This window comes from Reyranella soli, assembly GCF_007992495.1.
GTDB classification, from domain to species: Bacteria; Pseudomonadota; Alphaproteobacteria; order Reyranellales; family Reyranellaceae; genus Reyranella; species Reyranella soli.
The window spans coordinates 1-21,084 of record NZ_BKAJ01000183.1 but is presented as its reverse complement, the minus strand read 5'-3'; the positions used below and the strand labels follow the sequence as shown (position 1 = coordinate 21,084).

The window sequence follows — 21,084 nt, the reverse complement described above, 5'->3', positions numbered from 1 at the left end:
GGGAGTAGGTCATCTGGATCGTTCCTCCGATAAGATTCAATGGGGCAAACCATAGGCGGAGCCCGGTCCTCTTGCCAACAGCTCCGGCGGGTGTCGATTGCTCCACTCGCGCCGAGCGCCACCGCCGCTACATGTGCCAGACCCGCGCCACCAGAAGGTGCTCGACGTTGGAGAAGCTCGGTTAGCTGTTGACCGCCCGCATCACCGCCACCCATTCGTCCAGGATGGGCAAGATCGTGTCCGCCTTTTCCGATGGCAGGCTGGTGGAGACGCGGTTGACGCCGGCGTCGCGGTAGCGCTTCGCCAGATCGGCGTCGAGCGACTGGCCACCGATCGAGATGTCCATCTTGTCCGGGTCGCGATTGGCTTCGGCGCACATCTGCCGGAACTTGGGAATGAGCTCGATCAGCGGCGTCGGGTTTCTTTCCGTCACCTGCGGCATCCAGCCATCGCCATAGCGGATGGCGCGCCGCGCCGAGTAGGGAAATGCCCCGCCCACCAGGATCGGGGGGTACGGCTTCTGCACGGGCTTGGGCCAGGCCATCATCGGCTCGAAATTCACGAACTCTCCGTGATATTCGGCCTTCGACTTGGTCCAGATTTCCTTCATGGCCTCGATGTTCTCCCTCGCGCGCTTGTGGCGCGTGGCGAAGGCGGTCCCATGGTTCGCCATCTCGTCCTCGTTCCAGCCATTTCCCACCCCGAAGACGAAGCGCCCGCCGGAGACCTGGTCGATCGACGCGACCAGCTTGGCGGTCTGGATCGGATCCCGCTGGGCGACAAGACAGACGCCGGTTCCGACCTTCAACGTCCTGGTCGCCATCGCGGCAGCGGTCAGCGTCACAAACGGGTCCATGACGTCGTAGTAGCGCTTGGGCAGCTCGCTCCCCAGAATGAAGCTCGACTTGCGCGATGTCGGGATGTGCGAATGCTCGGGCGCCCAGACGATGTCGAAGCCGCGCTCCTCGAGCGCAACCGCGAGCTCCGCCGGCCCCATCGAATAGTCGGTGAAGAACATCGACGCGCCGAATTTCATGAGGCGATCCTCTTGAGTTTCCGGTGATCAGCCTGAGGCGGAAGCCGGCGCCGCGCAACCCGCCCCGCTCGAAACGCAGGGCTCTACGACAGGGGGACATTGGTTTGCCAGACGACTCGCTTCCAATTGTTTTCACCGGGAGGGCGCGCAACAAGCTGATCGTCCTCGCCGTCGGTATCGTGCTGATGGGGATTGGGATCATGATGATCTTCGATCAGGGCGGCAGCCTGGTGGGAGGAGCAGGTCCATTCCGCCGCGGTGTGCTGCCGTCGCAGGTCGGGTGGATGGTCTGTGGCATCGGCCTCGTCTTCACGGTCCTGGCCCTCCTGCAGCTTGTGCGAGCTTGCCCGCGGTTGGAACTGAACGACGAAGGCATTCTCTACAGTCGGTGCCTGCAAACCACGCGCATTGCGTGGAACGAACTCGACCGTGCCGAGATCCAGCGGGTGAGCGCGGCGCGGCCGATCGAAGCCGTGCTCGACAGCCTTATGCTGGTGACCACCGATGGCCGGAAGGTCGTGATCTCGGCACCGATCGCTCCTGCTCAGGTCGCGCAGCTGCGCGAGACGATCACTCGGGTCGCGGCGCGTGACCGATCTACGCGCCCGGGGCGTTGACCGAAGCGACGGAGGAGCAAGCCAATAAGAAGGCAGCTTTCGCGCTGCGTGACAGCCAGATCAGGAACTCCGCGAGGTAGCGCGAAGCGCGGGGGAGGCCGTAGGCCTCTGCAAGCTTCAGGGGGCCGACGGGTTGCCAGCACTGCTTGCACCGATGCTCGACCCCGAACAATTTTGCGCCGTTAAGCCCCTTATGGGACGCAAAAATTAGAACCATAGTTGACTCTCTTAATCACCCAAGTTATATAAACCCTGCGCTCGCCTACCGGCGGCTCTGCTCTTTGCATCGTTTATCCGATACCCATCGCGCCCGGCCGGCCTCTCCGGCCGAGTGAAAACCAATTCGCCGGCAAGCCCCATCGATAGTGGGTCAGCTTCAGAGCACCACTACGAAAGTATCGGCGGAAATGCCGATAATGCCGCAAAGTCATTTCACCGCGCAGAGGGACGCGCGCATTGTCGTTGCTGTCGCGATTCATGCGACAGCGTCCGGCGTTGGGCGGTGCCCGAAGGAGCTGGCGCATCAACCGCTTGCAGGAACTTCCAGAGAGGCGCAGCGAACGCGATCCCACGCCTCAACCCGGCGCGCGTATCCCGATGAGATGCGAGACGAGAAAAACTGTGTCTGCTGACCATGGCTTCCCCGTAACCCGGCGGAATGCTAGCGTTTGCGACGTTCCGTGGGTCATCCGGGGAATGTCGGATAACAAGGCAGAGGAGCCTTTCATGCCCGATGGCGCGGCTCTCCCGGTACTCGACCACGAACTGGCCGACGACGAGCTTCAATGGATGAGGTCCGTCTACACGGACTTCAGCAAGGCGCGCGCCGCGGCCGGTGCCGGATTCAACCCCAAGGAAGCGCTGCGCGCCATTCTAGCCCGCCCTGAATATCACCTGTCCGCCGCCGCGCCGGATCTCAGCGGACCCGGCCCGTGGCGTCTCGGCCAGAACCGGCACGGCCGCGGCGTCGCGGCAGTGTTCCTGCCGAAAGTCGAGCTTCACACACACATCGCCAGCCGCACCGACCAGTTCCCGATGTATGTCGTGGGCGAGGCGGAAGGCTTCTCTCTCGACGAGAGTGGCAAACCGGTGCTGGAGCCGGTGGTTGGCGGCAGCCATTTCCACAACGCGCCCGGCGCGCCGCACGCCTTCGTGCCGAAGGTCGGCGTTCCCAAGCCGGACAACTGGGAGATCGCCTTCATTGCGATCACGCCGCGCAACCTGAAGGAAGATACACATCGGGTGTCGGACGAGGTTCGTGCGCTTTACAAGCAGGTCGTCGGTCAAGACGCCCCTTTGGGTGTCTGACGCCGCGCCAAGCTCGGCGTGAGGGGAGACCGCGCTTGACTCAGTCCATCGAGCTCAACATCAACGGCGCGCGCAGCGTCGTCACGGCAGACCCGGGCACGCCGCTCATCTACGTCCTGCGCAACGACCTGAAGCTCAAGGGCACCCGGTTCGGTTGCGGCGCCGGCGTGTGCGGATGCTGCACGGTGCTGCTGGACGGGCGCGGCATCCAATCCTGCAACACCCCGGTATCGGCGGCACAGGGCCGGGAGATCACCACGATCGAGGGGCTGGGCGGCAAGGCGGGGACGCATCCGCTGCAGCAGGCCTTCGTCGATGAGCAGGCGGGCCAGTGCGGCTACTGCCTGACCGGCGTCGTCATGGGCGCCGCGGCACTGCTCGGCCGCAATCCGTCGCCGACGGAGGCCGAGATCCGTTCCGAGCTCGACATCCATCTGTGCCGGTGCGGCGCCTACGATCGCATCCTGCGCGCGATACGACGCGCCAGCGAGATGATCAGCAAGAGGGGCGAGTGAGATGACGACCGATCCGCTTCCCCCAGGCCTAACCCGCAACAGCCGGCTCGACCGATGGGTCGAAATGAGGACCGACGGCGTGGTCGAGGTCCGCACCGGCAAGGTCGAGATCGGCCAGGGCATCACCTCCGCCCTGGCGCAGATCGCGGCGGAAGAGCTCGACGTCGACTACGCCCGCATCCGCATGATCCCGGCCGATACCGGCCGCAGCCCGAACGAGGGCGTCACCGCCGGCAGCCGGTCGACCATGGACGGCGGGGGCGCGCTTCGCCAGGCCTGCGCCGAGGTCCGCGACGCCTTCCTGCAGGCCGCGGCGCGCCGGCTCAACGCGGGCGTCGACGAGCTGTTCGTGCGCGACGGCACTATCCATCGCAAGGCGAGCAACGAGAGCGCGACCTATTGGGAGCTGAGTGCCGAGGTCGATCTCTCCAGGGACGCCGATGGGCGCGTGGCGCCGAAGCGTGCCGATCAGCTGACCTTGGTCGGCAAGTCGTTGCCGCGGCTCGACCTGCCGGACAAGGTGGCGGGCGCCGGCGTCTACGTGCACGACCTCGAGCTGCCGGGCATGCTGCACGGCCGTGTCGTACGCCCGCCCTCCTATCGCGCGGTGCTTGACGCCTTCGACGGCAAGCGGATCGAGACGATGCCGGGCGTGCGGGCTGTGGTGCGCGACGGACGCTTCCTCGGCGTCGTCGCCGCGCGCGAGGAGCAAGCCGTCGCCGCGGCGGCGGCGCTGGCCAAGGGCGCCGTATGGCATGAAGCCGAGGACCTGCCGGACGTCGATGCCATACCCGCCTTCCTGCGATCCCGGCCATCGAAGGCGAAGATCCTGAGCGAGAAAGGCGTGCCAAAGCAGGCCGGCGCGCACGCCGTGAGCGCCAGCTATTCGCGGCCATTCCTGGCCCACGCGTCGATCGGGCCGGCCTGCGCGGTGGCGCGGGTGCAATCCGGCGCGATCGAGGTGTGGTGCCAGAGCCAGTCGATCCACCCGACCCGGCTGGACATCGCGAAGACGCTCGGCGTCGCGCCCGACACGATCACCGTTCGCCATGTGCAGGGCGCCGGATGCTACGGCCACAACGCGGCCGACGACGCGGCGCTCGACGCCGTGCTGCTCGCCCGCGCGGTGGAGGGCCACCCTGTGCGGCTGCAATGGTCGCACGAGGACGAGCTAGCCTGGTCGCCTTTCGGGCCGGCGATGGTCGTTGCCATGGAGGGCGCGGTCGACGACGCCGGCCGCATCGTCGACTGGCGCCATGAGCTCTGGAGCAATCCACACATCGCCCGGCCCGGGCTGCAGGAAAGCCCGTCCCTGCTGGCGGCGTGGCACCTCGACCAGCCGTTCGCCCAGCCGCCCGGCATCGACGCCTTGCCGGGAATCCAGCCGACCAGCGAGCGCAACGCGGTGCCGATCTACGACTTCCCGAACCAGCGGGTCGTGCTGAACGCGCTGGAGCGGTTGCCGGTGCGCACCGGCACCCTGCGGGCGATCGGCGGGTTCCTGAATACCTACGCGATCGAGTGCTTCATGGACGAGCTGGCGCACGCCGCCGGCGTCGACCCGGTCGAACTGCGTCTGAATCACCTTAGCGACGAGCGGGCGATTGCCGTGATCAAGGCGGCGCGCGAGCGGTCGGGGCTCGCTTCGCGCTCGCGACACGACGGGTCGGGGGGCGACGGGTCGCGCGGCATGGGCCTCGGCTTCGCGCGCTACAGCAATGAAGCCGCCTACGCCGCGGTGGTGGTCGAGGTCGAGGCCGGCGCGACGATCAACGTGGTACGCGCGGTGGCGGCCGTGGATTGCGGTCGCACGATCAACCCGGACGGCGTGAGGAACCAGGTCGAGGGCGGTATCGTGCAGGCTGTCAGCTGGGTCCTGAAGGAACAGGTGCGATTCGACCGGACCCGCATCACCACGCGGACCTGGGACGACTATCCGATCCTGCGCTTCAGCGAGGCGCCTCCGGTCGAGGTCTCCATTATCGACCGACCGGACGAGCCTTCGCTCGGCGTCGGCGAGGCGGTAGCCGGTCCGGTCGCGGCGGCGATCGCCAACGCAGTGTTCGACGCGATCGGCGTGCGCGTGCGCGATCTGCCGTTGACGCGCGAGCGAATGTTGGCGGCGATCAACGACGCATGACCGGAGGCTGGGCATGCCTGACGCCCCGCTCGCGTCACCTTGAAAGGCCGCTTTTGCGTTCCATTTCGTAGTTAACCCGGAAGCGACGTCGCTACCTCCGATCGACGTCCCGTGGCAGGATGGACGCATGCGTTGGAACGGACTCTCTCGGAAGGCTGGCGACCGCGTGCGGGTCGGCCGGCGCACGATCAGCGTGCCGGGCGTGCCCTCCATGACGGACCCGGACGGGCCGACCGAGGCGAGCGGGCCCACGGACAGCGCCGACCGACCGTCGCTGATCGACCACAAAGCGGTCCAGTACCTCGACCGCGTGCGTGCCATCTTCCGTCCGACGCAGAGCGACGCGCTGGCGCCAGGCCTCGAGCGCTTCATCGGCAGGGAGGACATCTTCCGGCATGTCGGCACGGCCGATATAGGATCGCACGGGGCACAGCCCATGATGCAGTGCCCGTCGTACTGGCCTGACGGCACGACCTGGGTACCGATCCGCGATCTGGAGATACTGGAGATCCTGGAAGACCAGGACGTTCGAGCGGGCTGATGGCCAGGAAATCAAAAGCAGGCGCGCGAGTGAAGGCTGGCCGACGGTTGCTCATGATGCCCGGCGTGCGGACGATGACCGATCCCGTCGCACCACCGACCAAGCCTGGTGCTGGCGAGGCCGGGAAGCCAACCGATGAGCTGAACGAAGAACTCACCCGGACGATCAAGGCAGCCTACCAATAGGGGCCCAGGTCGGGATGCCGCCCATGGGCACCATTTCCATCAATCAGGCTCCGCCCGTCGCCCGTCCTTCTTATGAGCAGCACTCTTTGGGCTGAGAGACCCGGGTTCTGCACATGCACGATGAATTGATCGGAACGTCGACCTTCGCCAAAGCCGCAGCAAGCTTCGCTTCGAAAGCCGGCAGTTCCTCCGTCTCGCCGCGCCGCTGCAGGCATTCGACCAGGCCGTGAAGCGACCAGACATTGTTGGGATGCTGGGTGCAGCGCTGGACACGCCCGCTCAAGCCGAGATCGTCCCGGTAGACGGCTTCGGCCTCTGCATAGTGACCCTGCTCCATCAGGAGCGCGGCCAGAGCGTGGCGCGGCGGATGCATCCAGGCCCACGGCTCGGTGTAGTTGAGGTTGTCGTCGCGGTGCACCGCCTCGCGAAGATGCGCAAAGGCCTGTTCGTAGTTGCCCCTGTGGTACTCGACCTCGCCGTCGAGCATGGCTTCGCCGACGCCCAATGTCGCGCGCGCGAAATTGCTCAGGAACCGGCGGTCTGCCGGCATGCGAGCCACCGTTTCCCGGAACAGCAGACGTTCGCGGTCGGCGGCCGCTTCGTCCTTGAGCGTGGCGAAGGCAATGCCGCGCGCGTAGTGGTGCATGGGGTACGAGACGCAATAGACCGCCGGATCGCCCAACGGCGGCTCCGCGATGATCTCGCGCCAGCGCCCGAATCGGACCAGCACATGCATTTTCATGCCGTAGTAGGCTTCCGTCATCATCATGAGCTTGGGACGATCCTTCATGGTGAGGATGTCCTCCGTCATGATCGCCCGGATCTTCTCGGCCGCGGCCAATGCCGGCGTGTACTGTCCCAGGAACATGCAGGTATGCATCATCAGATGCAGGTCGTGGCCGCGTGCGGTGACGTAGAAATTGCGCGACCCCGCATAGTCCGCATACATGTCATCGGACCGGATCGCCTGCTCGCTCACGATCCTGGCCTTCTCGTAGTCGCCGCACAGCACATAGATGTGGCTGGGCATGTGATTGAGATGCCCCGCGTCCGGCGCCAGCGTCGACAGCAGATCGGCCGAACGCATCGCCTGCTCCGGATGGTTCGACATCTCCATCAGGTGAATGTGCAGGTGAAGGATCGCGAGATGCGGGCGCTGGCCCGCCGCGTCGGTCAGCGCTATCGAGCGCGCGCAGAGGTTGGCGGCTTCCAGCGTATCGGCATTGCGCGCAGGAAGGCCTGTCTTCACGTCCCATAGGCGCCGTGGCGTGCGCGTGATGAGCGCCTCGACCAACAGCGCCATGACGTCCTGATCGTCGGGGAAGGCGTTGTGGACGCGGCGCATCCCGGCAGCATAGTCGTCATCCCAGTGGTCGAACTCCTCCGGGCTGACGCCGTGCGGCTGCTGGAAGCGCCTGGTCAGCGCCTCGACGAGATGGCGCTCGACATCTTCGCGGCCCCGGCTGAGCTCGAGCGCGATCTGAAGATGGTCAAAGGCGACCTTGCTGAAGCGATCGGCTTCGGCCTTGCCGAAGTCGCGCCAGGGCAGGTTGTAGAAGGGGCCCGAGCCATAGGCGATGCCCCAATGCGCCATGACGCATTCGGGATCGAACTCGAGTGCCTTGCGAAAGCACTTCACGCCCTCTTCCTGGTTGAAGCCGAAGCACCAGTTCAAGCCGAGATCGAACCAGCGCTGCGCCTCGGCCGACGAGGTCCGGATCTTTCGGGTATGAGCGCCGAGATTGAAACGGTCCATGGCTAAGAGCCTACTTCAGCCAGCGGCGTTTCTCCGAGGGCAAATTGTTCATCAGCCAGGTTCGTGCGGCCTCTCGCTGCGCCGGGGGTGGGAGTGCACGCTCGATCCCTTCGGCACGGTCTCCGGTCTTGGCGGTGGCATCGAACCCGGCCTTGGTCACGAGGCCGCCGTCTTCCATCGCCTCGGAGCGGTCGGTGCCGGCATGCGGCACGAGCAGCAGGTCGCGCTCGAGCTTCATGCGATTGACGCGGGCCCAGTCGACCGCGACGGCGTCCCACGGGTCGATATCGGCATCGACCACCGTGACGCGTTTCACCAGGCTGACCGCGGCGAAAGCGGCGAAGATCGCGCGCCGTGCCTGGCCGGGTCGCGGCGCCGCGAGCTGGACCACGATGTCGGTGCGGCCCGCGCCGGCTTCGGTGACCGCGACGTCGCGCACGTTCGGGACGACAGCCGCAATCGCGCTTCGCAGGCTCGCCGCGATCGGCAGTGCGCCGAGATAGACGTGCTCGCGGTGGTAGCCGGGCTCGATCGCCTGGTAGATGGCATCCCCGGCATGCGTCAGCGCCGAGAAAGTCGCGCGGAAGCCCGGCCCATAGTTCTCGTACATGCCGTGATATTCGGAGACGAAGCCCTCCTCGAGCGGCTGGCGAGCATCGATCTCGCCTTCGAGAACGATCTCGGCATCGGCCGGCACCAGGAGATCGACGGTCTTGGCGGGGATCATGCGGACGGGCGCGCCGAGCAGACTGCCGGCGCATTCGATCTCGTCGTCGCCGACACCGAGATAGAGGCACGCCGCCAGTTGGATCGCCGGGTGGGTGCCGATGACGACGACGATCTGCAGGGCTTTCCCGGCTTCGGCGGCACGCCGTGAAAACAGGGCCAGATGGTGGTTCGGCGCAATGCCCACCATGGCGGTCCGGCCGTCGTGGATGGCAAAACGCGCGAACGAGGCGTTGCCCCGCCCGGTATGGGGATCGCGCGCCAGGATCACGCCGGCGGTGATGTAGTGCCGCGCCTCGCGCTCGAAGAAGCGGGGCACCGGCAGCACCGCCAGCGGGTTTTCCGTGACGACCACATCCTGGGCGCGGCCGCTCGCGACCTGCACCGGCTTCACCGGGGCGCGGATCGCCTGATGGATGCGCGGTACGATGTCGGCAACGTCGATGCCCAGCGCGTCGGCGATCCGGGCCCGGCTGCTCAGGAAGTTCCCGGCAACGCGCAGAGACGATCCGTCGACCTTCTCGAACAGCAATGCCGGGCCGGCATCGGCTGCCGAGAGGAACGCGGAGAGCTCGAACGCCGGATCGACCGGCTTGGGGATGCGCAACAGCGATCCGCTCCTTTCGAGGGCTTCGAGAAAGGGACGGATCGACTGCTGTTCGTTGCTCATGTTGCCCCTGTGCCGGCGCGCCCGGCCCACCGGGCCGTCTAGAAGGCCGTGATGTTATCGCGCAAATGCTCGTGGCTGTACTCCCGCCGGGTGAGCTGGCGCTTCCACAGGGCGGGCACGAGTTCGTCGACGATCGAGTTGATGTAGCGCGGCTTGAGATGGCCGGTGATCAGGAAACCGTCGCCGCCGATCTCCTGCATCGCCTCCTGCATCTGGCCGGCGATCTGGTCGGCCGTGCCGACGAAATGGGTGAAGCCCTGGCCGTTGGGCTTGGTCACGACGTCGCGCAGCGTGGCATCGGGACCGGCATTCTTGAAGGTGCGCAGCAGGGTCTGCATGCCGTTCGTCGTGAACTCGCCCATCGGCTTGTCCGGATCGAACTGCGCGAAGTCCAGGCCGGACAGGAACGACATGGCCGCCAGCCCGCGCTCGAAATGATGGGCGCGCTGCTTGGCGAGCTGGTCCTTCATGTCGGCGACGTCGCCCGGGCTCTTCACCACGGTCGGCACGCAGGTGAACATCGTCTTGATCTTGCTGGCGTCGCGGCCGAGGGCCTTGGCGTGGTTCATCACGTCGTCGCGATAACCCTTCATGTCCTCGATCGACTCGCCGCCCGCGAGCACGATCTCCGCGTTGCGGCCGGCGAACTTGCGGCCGCGCGGCGAGCCGCCCGGTGCGATGAAGACCGGCCGCCCTTGCGGCGAGCGGGGAACGTTCAGCGGCCCGCGGGTCTTGTAATACTTGCCCTGGAAGTTGACCGCCTTGACCTTCGTGGGGTCGATGAAGGTGTTGCTGGCCTCGTCCATCACGACAGCATCCGGTTCCCAGGCGTCCCACAACTGGCTGACGCACTCGACGAACTCGTCGGCCATGTCGTAGCGCAGATCGTGCTCGATCTGCTTGTCGAGGCCGTAGTTCTGGGCGGCGGCATCCGAGGTCGCCGTCACGATATTCCACGCGATGCGGCCGTTCGAATAGTGGTCGAGCGTGGACAGCGAGCGCGCCAACAGCCACGGCGGATAGAAGGTCGAGGTGAGGGTCGGCGCGAGGCCGAGATGCTTGGTCGCCGCGATCAGGTACGGCGTCACCATCACCGGGTCGAACTTCGGCGTCATCACAGCATGCTTGAGGTAGAAGTCCATGCTGTTCTTGTAGGCATAGGGAACGGCCGAGGAATCCTCGAGGATGAATACGTCGAAGCACGCGCGCTCCATGGCCCGGGCGGCGTCGACGAAGATGTCGGGCTTCGTCCAGTCGTAGCCCGTTGCGAAGCCCGGCTCGTTCCAGCCTTGGATCGTGATGCCCGGGCCGAGAAACCAGCCAAGATGAAACTTGCTCATGGCAGCTCCGCTGTATGACGACTAGACGCTACTGTGCCGGCGCTGCTTGTGGCGTGGCTCATGTAAACTGGCGAGCCGGGCCATAAAAATCCCTGGAAGTCGCGGCGAGGGCGGGCGGGTTCGGTGGTGCTGCAAAGGCGAGCCGCAGTTCGTCGAGGAACTCCGCTTCCGCCAAGCGGCAGGCTTTGGCGCGCAGACGGGCGAGGCTGATGATGCGCACGATCTGCGGCTCGACGATCTCGTGCACGCTGACGCCGCGCCGATGGCAGCTCTGGGCCACGGAGCCGTGCGGCAGCAGGGTGGCGTAGCGGCCGATCTTCACCATGTTCAGGCAGCCGGCCATGGAATCGACTTCGAGGCGCGGTTGCAGTGTGAGCCCGGCCTTGTGCAGGCTTTGCGCCAGCAGTGTGCGCAGCCCATGCCGGTTGGACGGGAGGACGAGCGGCAGGTCGGCCAGCCGCTTCAGCGCCACCGGGCCGGGCGGCAGCAGATCGGAGCCGACGGCAATCACCACCGCCATCTTGTCCTCGACGATCGGCTCGAGCAGGAGATCGGGATCGGCGAACATCCGGTCGACCAGCGCGAAATCGACCGCCCCGTTCTGCAGCCACCGGACGAGAGTGCCGGAATAACCTTCCATGACCTGTGGCACGTCGCCGGCGTGGCGGCGGGACCAGCGATCGAGCGCAATCGCGAATCCCTGGCTCATCAGGCTCTCGTCGTCGAGCGCGGGCATCAAGCCGATGCGGATCGGGGCGGCGCTCTTGTCGGCCGAGGCGCGCAGGTGCCGAAGGGTCGTCGCGAAGCTCGCGACCAGCGGCCGCAACAGCCCATACAGGGCATCGGCGCGTTCGTTGGCAGAGAGACCGTGATGGGACCGCGCGAACAGCCTGCACCCTGCTTCCTGTTCGATGCGATGCAGCTGAACCGTGAGGGCGGGCTGCACGATGGACAACCGCTCCGCGGCGCGCCCGACATTGGCCTCCTCGTAGAGGGCGAGGAAGGAGCGGCAGTATTTCAGCGGCAGGGGGGCCGGCTGGCGGATCTGCGGCAAGCGTGCGCCAGGGCAGGCAAGTTGCTCGCGCAGGATCGCCTCGAGTTCCTGGCGCAGCAGGTCGGCAATGCCGGGATGTTCGCCGCTCGCAACACGGATGGCCGGACCCAGATGGGTGCTTTCCAGGGCGACGACATCCAGGCCGGCGTCGAGCAGCGCTGGATTGAACAGGCTGGCCGGAAGGATGCCGACTGCCTTGGGCGACTTGCCGATCTCGACCAGTACCTCGGGCAAGGAGTATTCGGCCGCATCGAGCGGGATGTTCGCCTCTTCCGCAAGCGCGGCAAGGCATGGCCGAAGCGCGGCCGGAAGGCGCGGCGCATAAAGGCGAACACCGGCAAGCCCAGCCAGCGTGACCGGCCGGCCGCTGGCGCAATCCGGCGGGCGCTGTCGGATCAACAGCCAGCGGTCGGCGACCAGACCCGTGCCGGCACTCCAAGGCAGAAAGGAAAAGCCCAGCGCGTCGCCGTCAGATGTCTGCGCGTAGTCGGGGAGCAGGCAGACACCGGTGAGCCGCCGCGTCGCGCGCTCGAGCACGCGGTCGAACATGGAGGCTGGAAACCCGAACGGCACGCGCACGGTCGTGAAGCTTGCCGTCCGGGGATTGGCGCTGCGGAAGTGCTCGAACGCGAACGTCGCTTGCAGGAGCAGGACCCGCAGCTGGCCATAGGCCGCCAGGCCGGCGTCGGTGCCGATCTGCCCGCCCTGCTGGCGGCGAAAGTGGTGATGGCCGATCTCGTCAGCGATGATCTTGGCATGGGCGCTCACCGTCGAGCGGCCGACTCCCAGCCGCTCGGCGGCGCGGGCGACCCCGCCCTCCTCGACGAGCGTCAAAAACGTCTCGATCTGAGTGAATGTAATCACCGACCGACGATATTCCGGCTCGCCTCGAAGGGGGTAGTGGAGGCCATGGAAAACCCCCTTGCAAAATCGTGGCCAAGCAGAAAGTTCCTGCTCCGGCGCGGTCAGCCCTCGGGCCTTTGACGTGGATCGAGTATGTCCCGCAGGCCATCGCCCAACATATTGACCGAGAGAAGAGTGACGAACAGGAACACTGCGGGAAAGAAGACCAATGTCGGCCGGATCTGCCAAAGCGCCCGGGCATCGGCCAGCAGGTTGCCCCAACTCGGCGTGCTGGGCGGCGTGCCCGCCCCGATGAAGGACAGGGCGGCTTCGAGGATCATGGCGGTCGCCCAGATGAAGGTCGCCTGCACGATCAGCGGGGGCACGACTCCCGGCAGCATATGCCGGATCATGATCATCGGCTGTGAAGTGCCGACGGTGACGGCGGCCTCGACATAGGGCTGCTCGCGCAACGACAGCAAGACGCCGCGCACGAGGCGCGCCACGCGCGGTATCTCGACGAGCGTGACTGCCGCGATCACGTTCACCACCGAGGCGCCGGCAACCGCCATCAGCGCGATGGCCAGCAGGATCGCCGGAATCGACATCACGCCGTCCATCACCCGCATGACGACCGCATCCAGTCCCCGGCTCGAGGCAGAAAGCATGCCGACCGCGGTGCCGACCAGCGCCGACAGGATGGCCACCGAGACGCCGACAAGAAGCGAAACACGAGCGCCCCACAGCACGCGGGCGAAGAGATCGCGGCCGAGCTGGTCGGTGCCGAACCAATGGGTCGCCGAAGGCGGCAGCAGGCGGCTGGCCGGCGAGAGCGCGCGCGGATCGGCTTGCGCCAGGTAGGGTGAGAGCAGGGCGATTGCGCCCATGACGGCCAGGAGAGCACCGCCGATCCAGATATTCGTGCGGCGCATCAGTAGCGGATCCTCGGATCGAGCAGCGTGTAGCTGAGGTCGACGGCCACATTCACCAGCACGTAGGCGGCGCTCAACATCAGGACCACGCCCTGGATGACCGGATAGTCGCGATGCAGGATGGCATCGACCGTGAGGCGGCCGATGCCCGGGATGGCGAACACGTTCTCGGTGATCACGGCCGAGCCGATCAGGGTCGCCACGCCGATACCGATGATGGTGATGACCGGCACGGCGGCGTTTTTCAAGGCGTGGCGGAACAGGATGATGCGCGGTGCAACGCCCTTGGCGCGGGCGGTGCGAATGTAGTCCTCCGACAGGACGTCCAGCATGGAGGCGCGCGTCACCCGGGCGATGATCGCCCCATAGACAAGACTCAGCGTCACGGCCGGAAGGATCAGATTGCGCAACCAGAGCGCAGGCCCGTCGGAGAGCGGCGTGAAGCCCTGCACGGGAAGCCACTTCAGCGTCGTGGCGAAGAGGAAGGCGAGGGCGTAGCCGGCGATGAAGGCCGGCAACGAGAAACCCAGCGTCGTGAAGACCGTCAGTGCCCGATCGCGCCAGCTGTCGGGCCGCGCCGCGGCCGCCACGCCGAACGGAACGCCGAGGCCGACCGATATGACGACGGCGAGCAACAGCAGCGAGAAGGTGGGCTGCAGGCGCTGGCCGATCATGTGCGTCACCGGCTCGCCGCTGAAGATCGAGACTCCGAGATCGCCCTGCACGACATGCCAGAGCCAGCGGGCGAAGCGCAGATGCGCCTCCTCGTCGAGGCCGAGCGAGGTGCGGATCTTGGCGATCTGCTCGGGCGTGGCGGTGTCGCCCGCGAGCACCTGGGCGGGGTCGCCGGGCGTGAGGTACAGCAGGCTGAAGACGACGAGCGCCACCACCCCCATCACAGGCACAGCCGTCAGCAGACGCCGAACCGTGTAGGCCAGCATCAGCGCGTCAGCCCTTGCCGATGTTCCAGTAAGCCGCCACCGGGGAAGGGAAGACGCCCGTCAGGTTCTTGCGATACGCGACCAGCGAGACGAGGGAGCCGAGCGGGATGTAGGGCAGCGTCTTGAAGGCCTGCACCTGCAGCGCGATCGCCAGCTTCCTTTGCTCCTCCGGGGTCGCCGCGTTGGCCCATTGATCGCGCAAGGCCTCCATCTCGGGATCGTTCGGCCAGCCGAACCAGGCCGTCGGTCCGCCGGCACGCAGCATCTGGTGAACGCCGGGATTGACGATGTCGGAGCCGGTCCAGACCGTGACGAACATGCTCCAGCCGCCCTTGTCGGTCGGCTCCTTGCTGGTGCGCCGCTGCGCCATGGTGGCGAAGTCCATGGCCACCAGCTGCACGTTCATCCCCATGCGGCGCATCAGGTCCTCGGCGACCTGGGCCATCGCCGCCAGGGTGGGATTCTCCATGACGCCCAGGATGACGACCTTCTCGCCGGCATAGCCCGCCTCCTTGAGCGCGGCCTTCGCCTTGTCGAGGCTCCTGGTCTTGAGGATCTCGGCCCCGTCCTCGCTCGAATAGGGCGAGTCGCTGCCGTAGTAGCCGTAGCAGGCCTTGAGCAGCGTGGGATCGGAGACCGCGCTCTTCAGGAACTGGGTCTGGTCGATGGCCATGGCCAATGCCTGGCGGACCTTGGGATTGTTGAACGGCGGCTGCGTGTGGTTGAGCTGCAGCATGTAGTACGAGCCGGTCGGATTGCGCGGCGAGACCACGATGTTAGGATCGGCCTTCATGACCGGCACGAGGTCGAGCGTCGGCGCATCCCAATAGTCCTGCTCGCCGGCAATCAGCGCCGCCATCGCCGTCGACGGATCGCTGATGAAGGCCCATTCGATGCGATCGACTGCGGGGATGCGCCCGCCCGAGATGCTGTCGACCGGCTCCTTGCGCGGGATGTAGTCGTCGAACTTCGCCCACGCCGCCTTGGCGCCGGAGACGAACTCTTCCTTCAGGAAGCGGTAGGGGCCCGAGCCGATCGTCTCCGTCACCTGCTTCATCGGATCCACCTTCGCCATGCGCTCGGGCATGATGAAGCATTGCGACGAGTTGCTCTTGCCGAGCGCCGCTGGCAGGAGAGGGAAGGGCTTCTTGAGCTTGATGCGGAATTTGCGGTCGTCGATCGCCTCCAGACCGTCGATGAAGCGCATCGCCAGCTGCCCGAAGCCGTCGCGCGCAGCCCAGCGCTGGATCGAGGCGATGCAATCCGCCGATCGCACCGGCTCGCCGTCGTGGAACTTCAGCCCCTCGCGCAACCCGAGCACGAAGGTCCGGCCGTCTTCCTCGAAGGTCCAGCCTTCGGCCATCTGGGGATGCGGCACGTAATTGGAATCGACGGCCAGCAGCTGATCGAAGACCAGGAAGGCGTAGTCCTTGGTCGGCGGCGCGGTCGTCCAGATCGGGTCGAGCGAGGCGAGATTGCCGTTGTGGATGATCTTCAGCGTCTTGGCGGCCTTCTTCTGGGCCACGGAGGAACCGCCCAGAAAAGGCAGTGCTCCGGTGGCCAGGGATGCGGCCTGGAGGAAAGTCCGTCTCTTCATGGATGCCGCTTTCGTGCGAAGGGTGAGGACCGAACGCTAGAAGGCGTCGCAAAGACCGGGCCAATAGTTGAAGCCGGATGGGCCCATAAAAATACGTGTCGTTGTGAAGGCGGGTCCGATCTGCCTATATCGAGGACCGATGATCGCCAATGCGCGCATGTATTCCGTCACGCCGCCCGTCGCAGCGCTGTGGCGCAGCCTGCTCGGCGCCATCCTCGCGGACACCGGCGCGGCCATAGAAATCGTCGATCACGCGCCGCCGGCGCCCATCTCCGAGCTCTGGCAGCGGCCTGACAAGGCGGCGGTCTTCATGTGCGGCCTGCCCTACAGCCTGGCGACGCCGCAGCCGGAGCTGGTTGTTGCTCCCGTGCCGTCGCCAACCGAATATGGTGGCCGCGCCTGCTATTGGAGCGACGTCGTCGTCCGTGCCGACAGTCCGTTCCGGACGATCGAGCAAACCTTCGGCCATCGCCTCGCCTTGACGACGCCCGAATCCCAATCGGGCTATACGGCCCTGCTGCATGCGCTGATGCCGTATGCCAGCAGCACGCCGCTGTATCGCGAGATCATCGAACCACGCTTCACGCCGATGGGCGCCCTGACCGCCGTGATCGAGGGCAAGGCCGAGGTGGCGCCGCTCGACTCCTATGCCTTCGCGCTTCTGTCGAAATACGCGCCGGAACTGACGACACGGACGAGGACCATCCTGCGTACCGAGCCGACCGCCGTCCCGTTGCTGGTCTCCTCCGGCCCGGCGCCGGCTGCGGTGACGGGGGCTTTCCTCGCGGCACGCGAGAACAAGTTGACGGCCGCGCTCATGGACCAGCTCCTGCTCGATCGCTTTGCCCGGCCTGAGCCCGCGGCCTATGATGATTTGAAGAAAAGGTTTCTGGCCATGCAGGCGTTCTGGCGTCGCCATCCTTTGGCGAAGACGGCGCATCCGCTGTTCGCGGCAGAATTGATGACGGGGGTTTGAGGGGAACATCATGAAGAAAGGCCTTATCGCCGCGACTCTGGCGGCAGCTGTGCTGCTCGCCGGCAGCGCCTCGGCTCAGATCAAGATCGGCTTCCACGCACCGCAGTCCGGTCCGGCCGCGGCCGACGGCAAGTCCTCGACCATCGGCGCCGAGATCGCGCGTGACTGGATCAACGAGAAGGGCGGCGTGCTCGGCCAGAAGATCGAGCTGGTGATCTACGACGATCAGAACAAGCCCGACCAATCGGTGCCGATCGCCAACAAGCTCATCGGTCAGGACAAGGTCGTGGCGGCGATCTCCGGCAGCTATTCCGGTCCGACTCGCGCGGCGGCCGCCGTGTTCCAGCAGGCCCGCATCCCGTACATCTCGGCCTATGGCGTGCATCCCGACATCACCAAGGAGGGCAACTGGGCCTTCCGCGGCGTGCAGCTCGGCCAGCCGCAAGGCAAGGGCGCCGCGAAGTTCATTGCCGACAAGTTCGGCAAGGTGAAGGTCGCGATGCTGACCATGAACAACGACTTCGGCCAGTCGATCGCCGAGGGCTTCAAGGAGGAGGCGCAGAAGCTCGGCCTCACCCTCGTCAAGGAATACACGTTCGGCCTGGGCGAGCGGCAGTTCGGGCCGATTGTCGCGTCGGTCAAGAACGACAATCCCGACGTCATCTATGCCATCGGCTACTACTTTGTCGGCGGCCCGCTGGTGGCCCAGGTTCGCGCCGGCGGCCTCAAGCAGCCGATCGTGGCGGCCCAGGCCTTCGATTCCATGAAGCTGATCGAGATCGCCAAGGATGCGGCCGAGGGCATCTACATCGTCGGTGGCATGGATCGCGGCCGCAAGGATCCGGCCGATTTCCAGCCCTACCTGGCCGAGTTCAAGAAGCGCGCCGGCTATGATGCCGAGGCGGTGTCGGCCAACTGCTATTCCGCGGTCATGCTGATGGCCGACGCCATCAAGCGCGCAGGCAGCACCGACCCCGCCAAGATTCGCGACGCGCTGGCCGCGACCAAGGACTTCGCGATGCTCACCGGTCCGCTCGGTTACTTCAATTCGGTCGGCGAGCTCTATTCGCCGCTCGAGGTGACCCAAGTGAAGGGCGGCCAGTTCGTCGGCGTAACCGTCATCGACGACCAGGCGATCCTGGCCCCGCCGAAGTAAGAGGCCGCCGGCAGCAGGATCGCGATGCTCTTCGTCGAGCTGATCGTCAAAGGGCTGGTCTACGGCTGCATGTACGCGATGATGGCCGTGGGCCTGACCTTGGTCTACGGCCTGCTGCGTATCCTGCACATCGCGCATGCCGGCGTCTTCGCGCTCGGCGCCTACATGACGGTCACCGTCGCCAACGCGACCGGCAGCCTGGCGCTCGGCTTCCTGGTCGCGACGGCGGTGAGTGCGGTTGCGGGGACGGCGATCTATCGGCTGGCCTACCAGCCGATCCTGCATCACGCGGCGTTCGTGCCGATGGTCGTCTCGATCGGCCTGTTCATCGTGATGCAGGAGGGCTTCCGGCTGATCTTTGGCGCCTATGGCATCGCGTTCGACACCAACCCCTGGTACGTCGCCAACGTCAGTCTCGCCGGCATCAGCCTGACCTATGTCGAGATCGCCATGGTGATCATGTCGGTCGTCCTGCTGGTCGGCTTCGGGCTGTTCGCCGGCCTGACGCGGGCGGGCATCGGCTGGCGCGCCACCGTCACCGATCCGCAGATGGCGACCAGCTTCGGCGTCGATCCGGTGCGGGTGCGCTACGTCAATTTCCTGTTCGGCTCCGCACTCGCCGGGATCGCAGGCGGTCTCGTCGGTCTGCTCAACAACTATGTCGAGCCGACGATGGGCGGCGCGGTCAGCTACAAGGCGCTCGCCATCATCGTGCTGGGCGGGCTGGGCAGCGTGCGCGGCACATTGATCGCCAGCCTCGTGCTGGGCGTGGTCGAGGCGTTCGGCGCGATCTACCTCGCCGACATCTTCGACCGCGACGCGATCGGCTTCCTGTTCCTGATCGTGGTACTGATGGTGCGCCCGCAGGGCCTCCTGGGGCGCGGGTAGCGACGGATGAGCGCCTACATCGCAAGCCTGATCAGCGTCATCGGCATCAACCTGATCCTGGCGCTCAGTCTCAACATCATCACCGGCTTCTGCGGCCAGGTGAGCCTGGGCCACGCCGCCTTCTATGGCCTGGGCGCCTACACCGCCGCCTATCTCGCCAAACTGGGCGCGCCGCTGCCGCTCACCCTGCTGGCGGGGATGGCGATGGCGGGCGCGATCGGGATCGTGGTGGGGCTCACGTCGCTTCGCGTGCGCCACGACTTCCTGGCCGTGACGACGATGGGCATCGGCTTCGTCTTCCTGGGCTTCGTGCGCAAGCAGAAATGGCTGGGCGGCGAGCTCGGCATTTCCGGCATTCCCGGCTCCGGCCTCGACGCCGTGACCTATGCGCTGCTCATCGCGGGCTTTGCCATGGCCGTCCTGGGATTCAGCCTTTGGATCAAGCAAAGCTGGATGGGCTTCACCTTCGATGCCGTGGCCGACGACGAGGACGCCGCGCGCACCGTCGGCGTCAACGTCTCGACCTACAAGCTCACCGCCTTCGGCATCGGCACCGCGCTCGCCGGACTGGCTGGCGGGCTTTACGTCTACTTCGCCCGCATCATCCTGCCCGACACGTTCGACTTCGTGCAGTCGATCGCCATCCTCACCATGGTCGTGATCGGCGGCACCGGATCGGTCTGGGGCGTCTTTGCCGCCACGATCGCGCTGACGCTCCTGCCCGAGGTGTCGCGCGCGGCGGCGGACTATCGGCTGCTGATCTTCGGCGCGATGCTGATGCTGGTGATGCGCTTCAGCCCGGGCGGCCTCGCGGGTCTGGTGAAGCGGAAGCCGGCATGAGCGCGCTCGCCCGCATCGACGACCTGCATGTCAGCTTTGGCGGGGTGGCCGCTGCCAGCGGCGTGAGCTTCACCGTCGAGCGCGGCGAGTTCCTGGCGTTGATCGGACCCAACGGTGCGGGCAAGACGACGGCGTTGCGCATGGTGGCCGGCCTCCTGCGGCCCGATCGCGGCCGTGTCTTCTTCGACGACCATGACGTGACGGCTCTGCCGGCCCACGCGCGCGTGCGGCGCGGCCTCGGCTTCACCCACCAGATCGTCCGGCCGTTCTACGGCTTCCGCACCATCGAGAACGTGATGCTGGCGGCCGGCCACGACCGGACCGCGAATCCATGGCGCGCCATCACCAGCCGCTCGCGGGTGGCGGCGCGCGACAAGGCGCGCACGATCCTCGACCGGTTCGGCCTGGCAGCGCAGGCCGAACAATCACCACGGGCGCTGCCGCTCGGCCAGCGCAAGCGGCTCGAGGTGGCGCGTGCGATCGCGCTCGATCCCAGGCTGCTGCTGCTCGATGAGCCACTGGCCGGTCTCAGCAGCGCCGAGGCCACGACCATGGCCGACCTGATCCGGACATTGCCCGGGCAGGGCATTACCGTCCTGCTGGTCGAGCACAATCTCGGTGAGGTGCTGCGCGTGGCCGACCGGCTCGTCGTCCTCGATGCCGGCAAGGTGATGGCGCACGGCACGCCCCAGGAGGTGATGGCCCGGGCCGACGTGCGACAGGCCTATACCGGCGTCGTCTAACCTAGTAGCTCTGCACAATGGTTATGACGGGCTGAGCGGCAAACAGGATCGTGTTCGTCACGTCTCTCCAGAAATCCCCGCAAGCCGTTGACGCCTCTGCTCCTTTGCGCCCTGGCGGCGGCCGGACGATGTCCCCTGGAAAGGGACAGCTACGACAGGCGCGTTCCTCGGCCCGACCGCAGGTCGGCGTCAATTTCCGCTAGATTCCGCTAGACCCACAAACACCGGCGAAGTCGTTGAATCACCCCGACCTCACCGCCCTTCGAGCTTCGCTCGGGAT

Annotated in this window: 18 protein-coding genes; 10 read left to right on the top strand and 8 right to left on the bottom strand. The window is 66.3% G+C overall.

The window, feature by feature from the left end; genetic code table 11:
- Positions 1-181 precede the first annotated feature (181 nt).
- Positions 182-1,036 carry an LLM class F420-dependent oxidoreductase gene (locus RSO01_RS39740; protein ID WP_147156135.1) on the bottom strand — a complete coding sequence of 285 codons (855 nt, stop codon included), beginning with the start codon at positions 1,034-1,036 and terminating at the stop codon, positions 182-184.
- 104 nt (positions 1,037-1,140) lie between these two features.
- Here RSO01_RS39740 and RSO01_RS39735 point away from each other — a divergent pair, with 104 nt between their 5' ends.
- From RSO01_RS39735 to RSO01_RS39715, 5 genes are all read left to right on the top strand, one after another.
- Positions 1,141-1,653 (top strand): hypothetical protein, encoded by a 513-nt coding sequence (locus tag RSO01_RS39735; RefSeq protein ID WP_147156134.1) that lies wholly within the window; start codon positions 1,141-1,143, stop codon positions 1,651-1,653.
- A gap of 726 nt (positions 1,654-2,379) precedes the next feature.
- A complete protein-coding gene (locus RSO01_RS39730) occupies positions 2,380-2,961 on the top strand; it encodes a hypothetical protein (protein WP_147156133.1) in 582 nt (193 codons plus the stop codon).
- Positions 2,962-2,996: 35 nt separating this feature from the next.
- Positions 2,997-3,476: a (2Fe-2S)-binding protein gene (locus RSO01_RS39725; RefSeq protein WP_147156132.1), complete on the top strand. Its 480-nt coding sequence runs from the start codon at positions 2,997-2,999 to the stop codon at positions 3,474-3,476.
- A 1-nt stretch (position 3,477) separates the two neighbouring features.
- Positions 3,478-5,616: a xanthine dehydrogenase family protein molybdopterin-binding subunit gene (locus tag RSO01_RS39720; RefSeq protein ID WP_147156131.1), complete on the top strand. Its 2,139-nt coding sequence runs from the start codon at positions 3,478-3,480 to the stop codon at positions 5,614-5,616.
- A 127-nt stretch (positions 5,617-5,743) separates the two neighbouring features.
- The gene (locus tag RSO01_RS39715; RefSeq protein ID WP_147156130.1) at positions 5,744-6,157 is read left to right on the top strand and encodes a hypothetical protein; all 414 of its coding nucleotides are present in this window, start codon (positions 5,744-5,746) and stop codon (positions 6,155-6,157) included.
- Between the two features lie 255 nt (positions 6,158-6,412).
- Here RSO01_RS39715 and RSO01_RS39710 read toward each other — a convergent pair whose 3' ends face one another.
- The 7 genes from RSO01_RS39710 to RSO01_RS39680 all read right to left on the bottom strand — a co-directional run bounded on the left by RSO01_RS39710 (position 6,413) and on the right by RSO01_RS39680 (position 16,129).
- The gene (locus RSO01_RS39710; protein WP_147156129.1) at positions 6,413-8,098 is read right to left on the bottom strand and encodes a tetratricopeptide repeat protein; all 1,686 of its coding nucleotides are present in this window, start codon (positions 8,096-8,098) and stop codon (positions 6,413-6,415) included.
- A 10-nt stretch (positions 8,099-8,108) separates the two neighbouring features.
- Positions 8,109-9,524 carry a UbiD family decarboxylase gene (locus RSO01_RS39705; RefSeq protein WP_246159119.1) on the bottom strand — a complete coding sequence of 472 codons (1,416 nt, stop codon included), beginning with the start codon at positions 9,522-9,524 and terminating at the stop codon, positions 8,109-8,111.
- Between the two features lie 8 nt (positions 9,525-9,532).
- Positions 9,533-10,834, bottom strand: coding sequence for an NtaA/DmoA family FMN-dependent monooxygenase (locus RSO01_RS39700; RefSeq protein ID WP_147156128.1), 1,302 nt, complete (start codon positions 10,832-10,834; stop codon positions 9,533-9,535).
- Between the two features lie 58 nt (positions 10,835-10,892).
- Positions 10,893-12,752: a LysR substrate-binding domain-containing protein gene (locus tag RSO01_RS39695; RefSeq protein WP_281291606.1), complete on the bottom strand. Its 1,860-nt coding sequence runs from the start codon at positions 12,750-12,752 to the stop codon at positions 10,893-10,895.
- A 101-nt stretch (positions 12,753-12,853) separates the two neighbouring features.
- Positions 12,854-13,663, bottom strand: a complete 810-nt coding sequence (locus RSO01_RS39690) for an ABC transporter permease (protein WP_147156126.1) — start codon at positions 13,661-13,663, stop codon at positions 12,854-12,856.
- Positions 13,663-14,604, bottom strand: a complete 942-nt coding sequence (locus RSO01_RS39685; protein ID WP_147156125.1) for an ABC transporter permease — start codon at positions 14,602-14,604, stop codon at positions 13,663-13,665. The genes RSO01_RS39690 and RSO01_RS39685 overlap by 1 nt, the downstream gene beginning before the upstream one ends.
- A 7-nt stretch (positions 14,605-14,611) precedes the next feature.
- Entirely contained in the window at positions 14,612-16,129 is a 1,518-nt protein-coding gene (locus tag RSO01_RS39680) for an ABC transporter substrate-binding protein (RefSeq protein WP_170303715.1), read from the bottom strand.
- Between the two features lie 211 nt (positions 16,130-16,340).
- On the opposite strand from RSO01_RS39680, the gene RSO01_RS39675 reads away from it, so the two are divergent.
- The 5 genes from RSO01_RS39675 to RSO01_RS39655 are packed head-to-tail and all read left to right on the top strand — an operon-like array spanning position 16,341 to position 20,804.
- Entirely contained in the window at positions 16,341-17,177 is an 837-nt protein-coding gene (locus tag RSO01_RS39675; protein ID WP_147156123.1) for a phosphate/phosphite/phosphonate ABC transporter substrate-binding protein, read from the top strand.
- A gap of 10 nt (positions 17,178-17,187) precedes the next feature.
- Complete coding sequence (locus RSO01_RS39670) at positions 17,188-18,333, top strand: ABC transporter substrate-binding protein (RefSeq protein ID WP_147156122.1); 1,146 nt, start codon at positions 17,188-17,190, stop codon at positions 18,331-18,333.
- Positions 18,334-18,357: 24 nt separating this feature from the next.
- On the top strand, positions 18,358-19,221 hold the full coding sequence (locus RSO01_RS39665; RefSeq protein ID WP_147156121.1) for a branched-chain amino acid ABC transporter permease: 864 nt from the start codon (positions 18,358-18,360) through the stop codon (positions 19,219-19,221).
- Between the two features lie 6 nt (positions 19,222-19,227).
- Entirely contained in the window at positions 19,228-20,061 is an 834-nt protein-coding gene (locus RSO01_RS39660; protein WP_147156120.1) for a branched-chain amino acid ABC transporter permease, read from the top strand.
- Positions 20,058-20,804 (top strand): ABC transporter ATP-binding protein, encoded by a 747-nt coding sequence (locus RSO01_RS39655; RefSeq protein WP_147156136.1) that lies wholly within the window; start codon positions 20,058-20,060, stop codon positions 20,802-20,804. The genes RSO01_RS39660 and RSO01_RS39655 overlap by 4 nt, the downstream gene beginning before the upstream one ends.
- Positions 20,805-21,084 lie beyond the last annotated feature (280 nt).

Coding starts and splice junctions, on each gene's coding strand:
- RSO01_RS39660 (WP_147156120.1), top strand. CDS start 19,228: ATGAGCGCCTACATCGCAAGCCTGATCAGCGTCATCGGCATCAACCTG.
- RSO01_RS39720 (WP_147156131.1), top strand. CDS start 3,478: ATGACGACCGATCCGCTTCCCCCAGGCCTAACCCGCAACAGCCGGCTC.
- RSO01_RS39675 (WP_147156123.1), top strand. CDS start 16,341: ATGATCGCCAATGCGCGCATGTATTCCGTCACGCCGCCCGTCGCAGCG.
- RSO01_RS39655 (WP_147156136.1), top strand. CDS start 20,058: ATGAGCGCGCTCGCCCGCATCGACGACCTGCATGTCAGCTTTGGCGGG.
- RSO01_RS39665 (WP_147156121.1), top strand. CDS start 18,358: ATGCTCTTCGTCGAGCTGATCGTCAAAGGGCTGGTCTACGGCTGCATG.
- RSO01_RS39700 (WP_147156128.1), bottom strand. CDS start 10,834: ATGAGCAAGTTTCATCTTGGCTGGTTTCTCGGCCCGGGCATCACGATC.
- RSO01_RS39730 (WP_147156133.1), top strand. CDS start 2,380: ATGCCCGATGGCGCGGCTCTCCCGGTACTCGACCACGAACTGGCCGAC.
- RSO01_RS39670 (WP_147156122.1), top strand. CDS start 17,188: ATGAAGAAAGGCCTTATCGCCGCGACTCTGGCGGCAGCTGTGCTGCTC.
- RSO01_RS39740 (WP_147156135.1), bottom strand. CDS start 1,036: ATGAAATTCGGCGCGTCGATGTTCTTCACCGACTATTCGATGGGGCCG.
- RSO01_RS39685 (WP_147156125.1), bottom strand. CDS start 14,604: ATGCTGGCCTACACGGTTCGGCGTCTGCTGACGGCTGTGCCTGTGATG.
- RSO01_RS39715 (WP_147156130.1), top strand. CDS start 5,744: ATGCGTTGGAACGGACTCTCTCGGAAGGCTGGCGACCGCGTGCGGGTC.
- RSO01_RS39690 (WP_147156126.1), bottom strand. CDS start 13,663: ATGCGCCGCACGAATATCTGGATCGGCGGTGCTCTCCTGGCCGTCATG.
- RSO01_RS39710 (WP_147156129.1), bottom strand. CDS start 8,098: ATGGACCGTTTCAATCTCGGCGCTCATACCCGAAAGATCCGGACCTCG.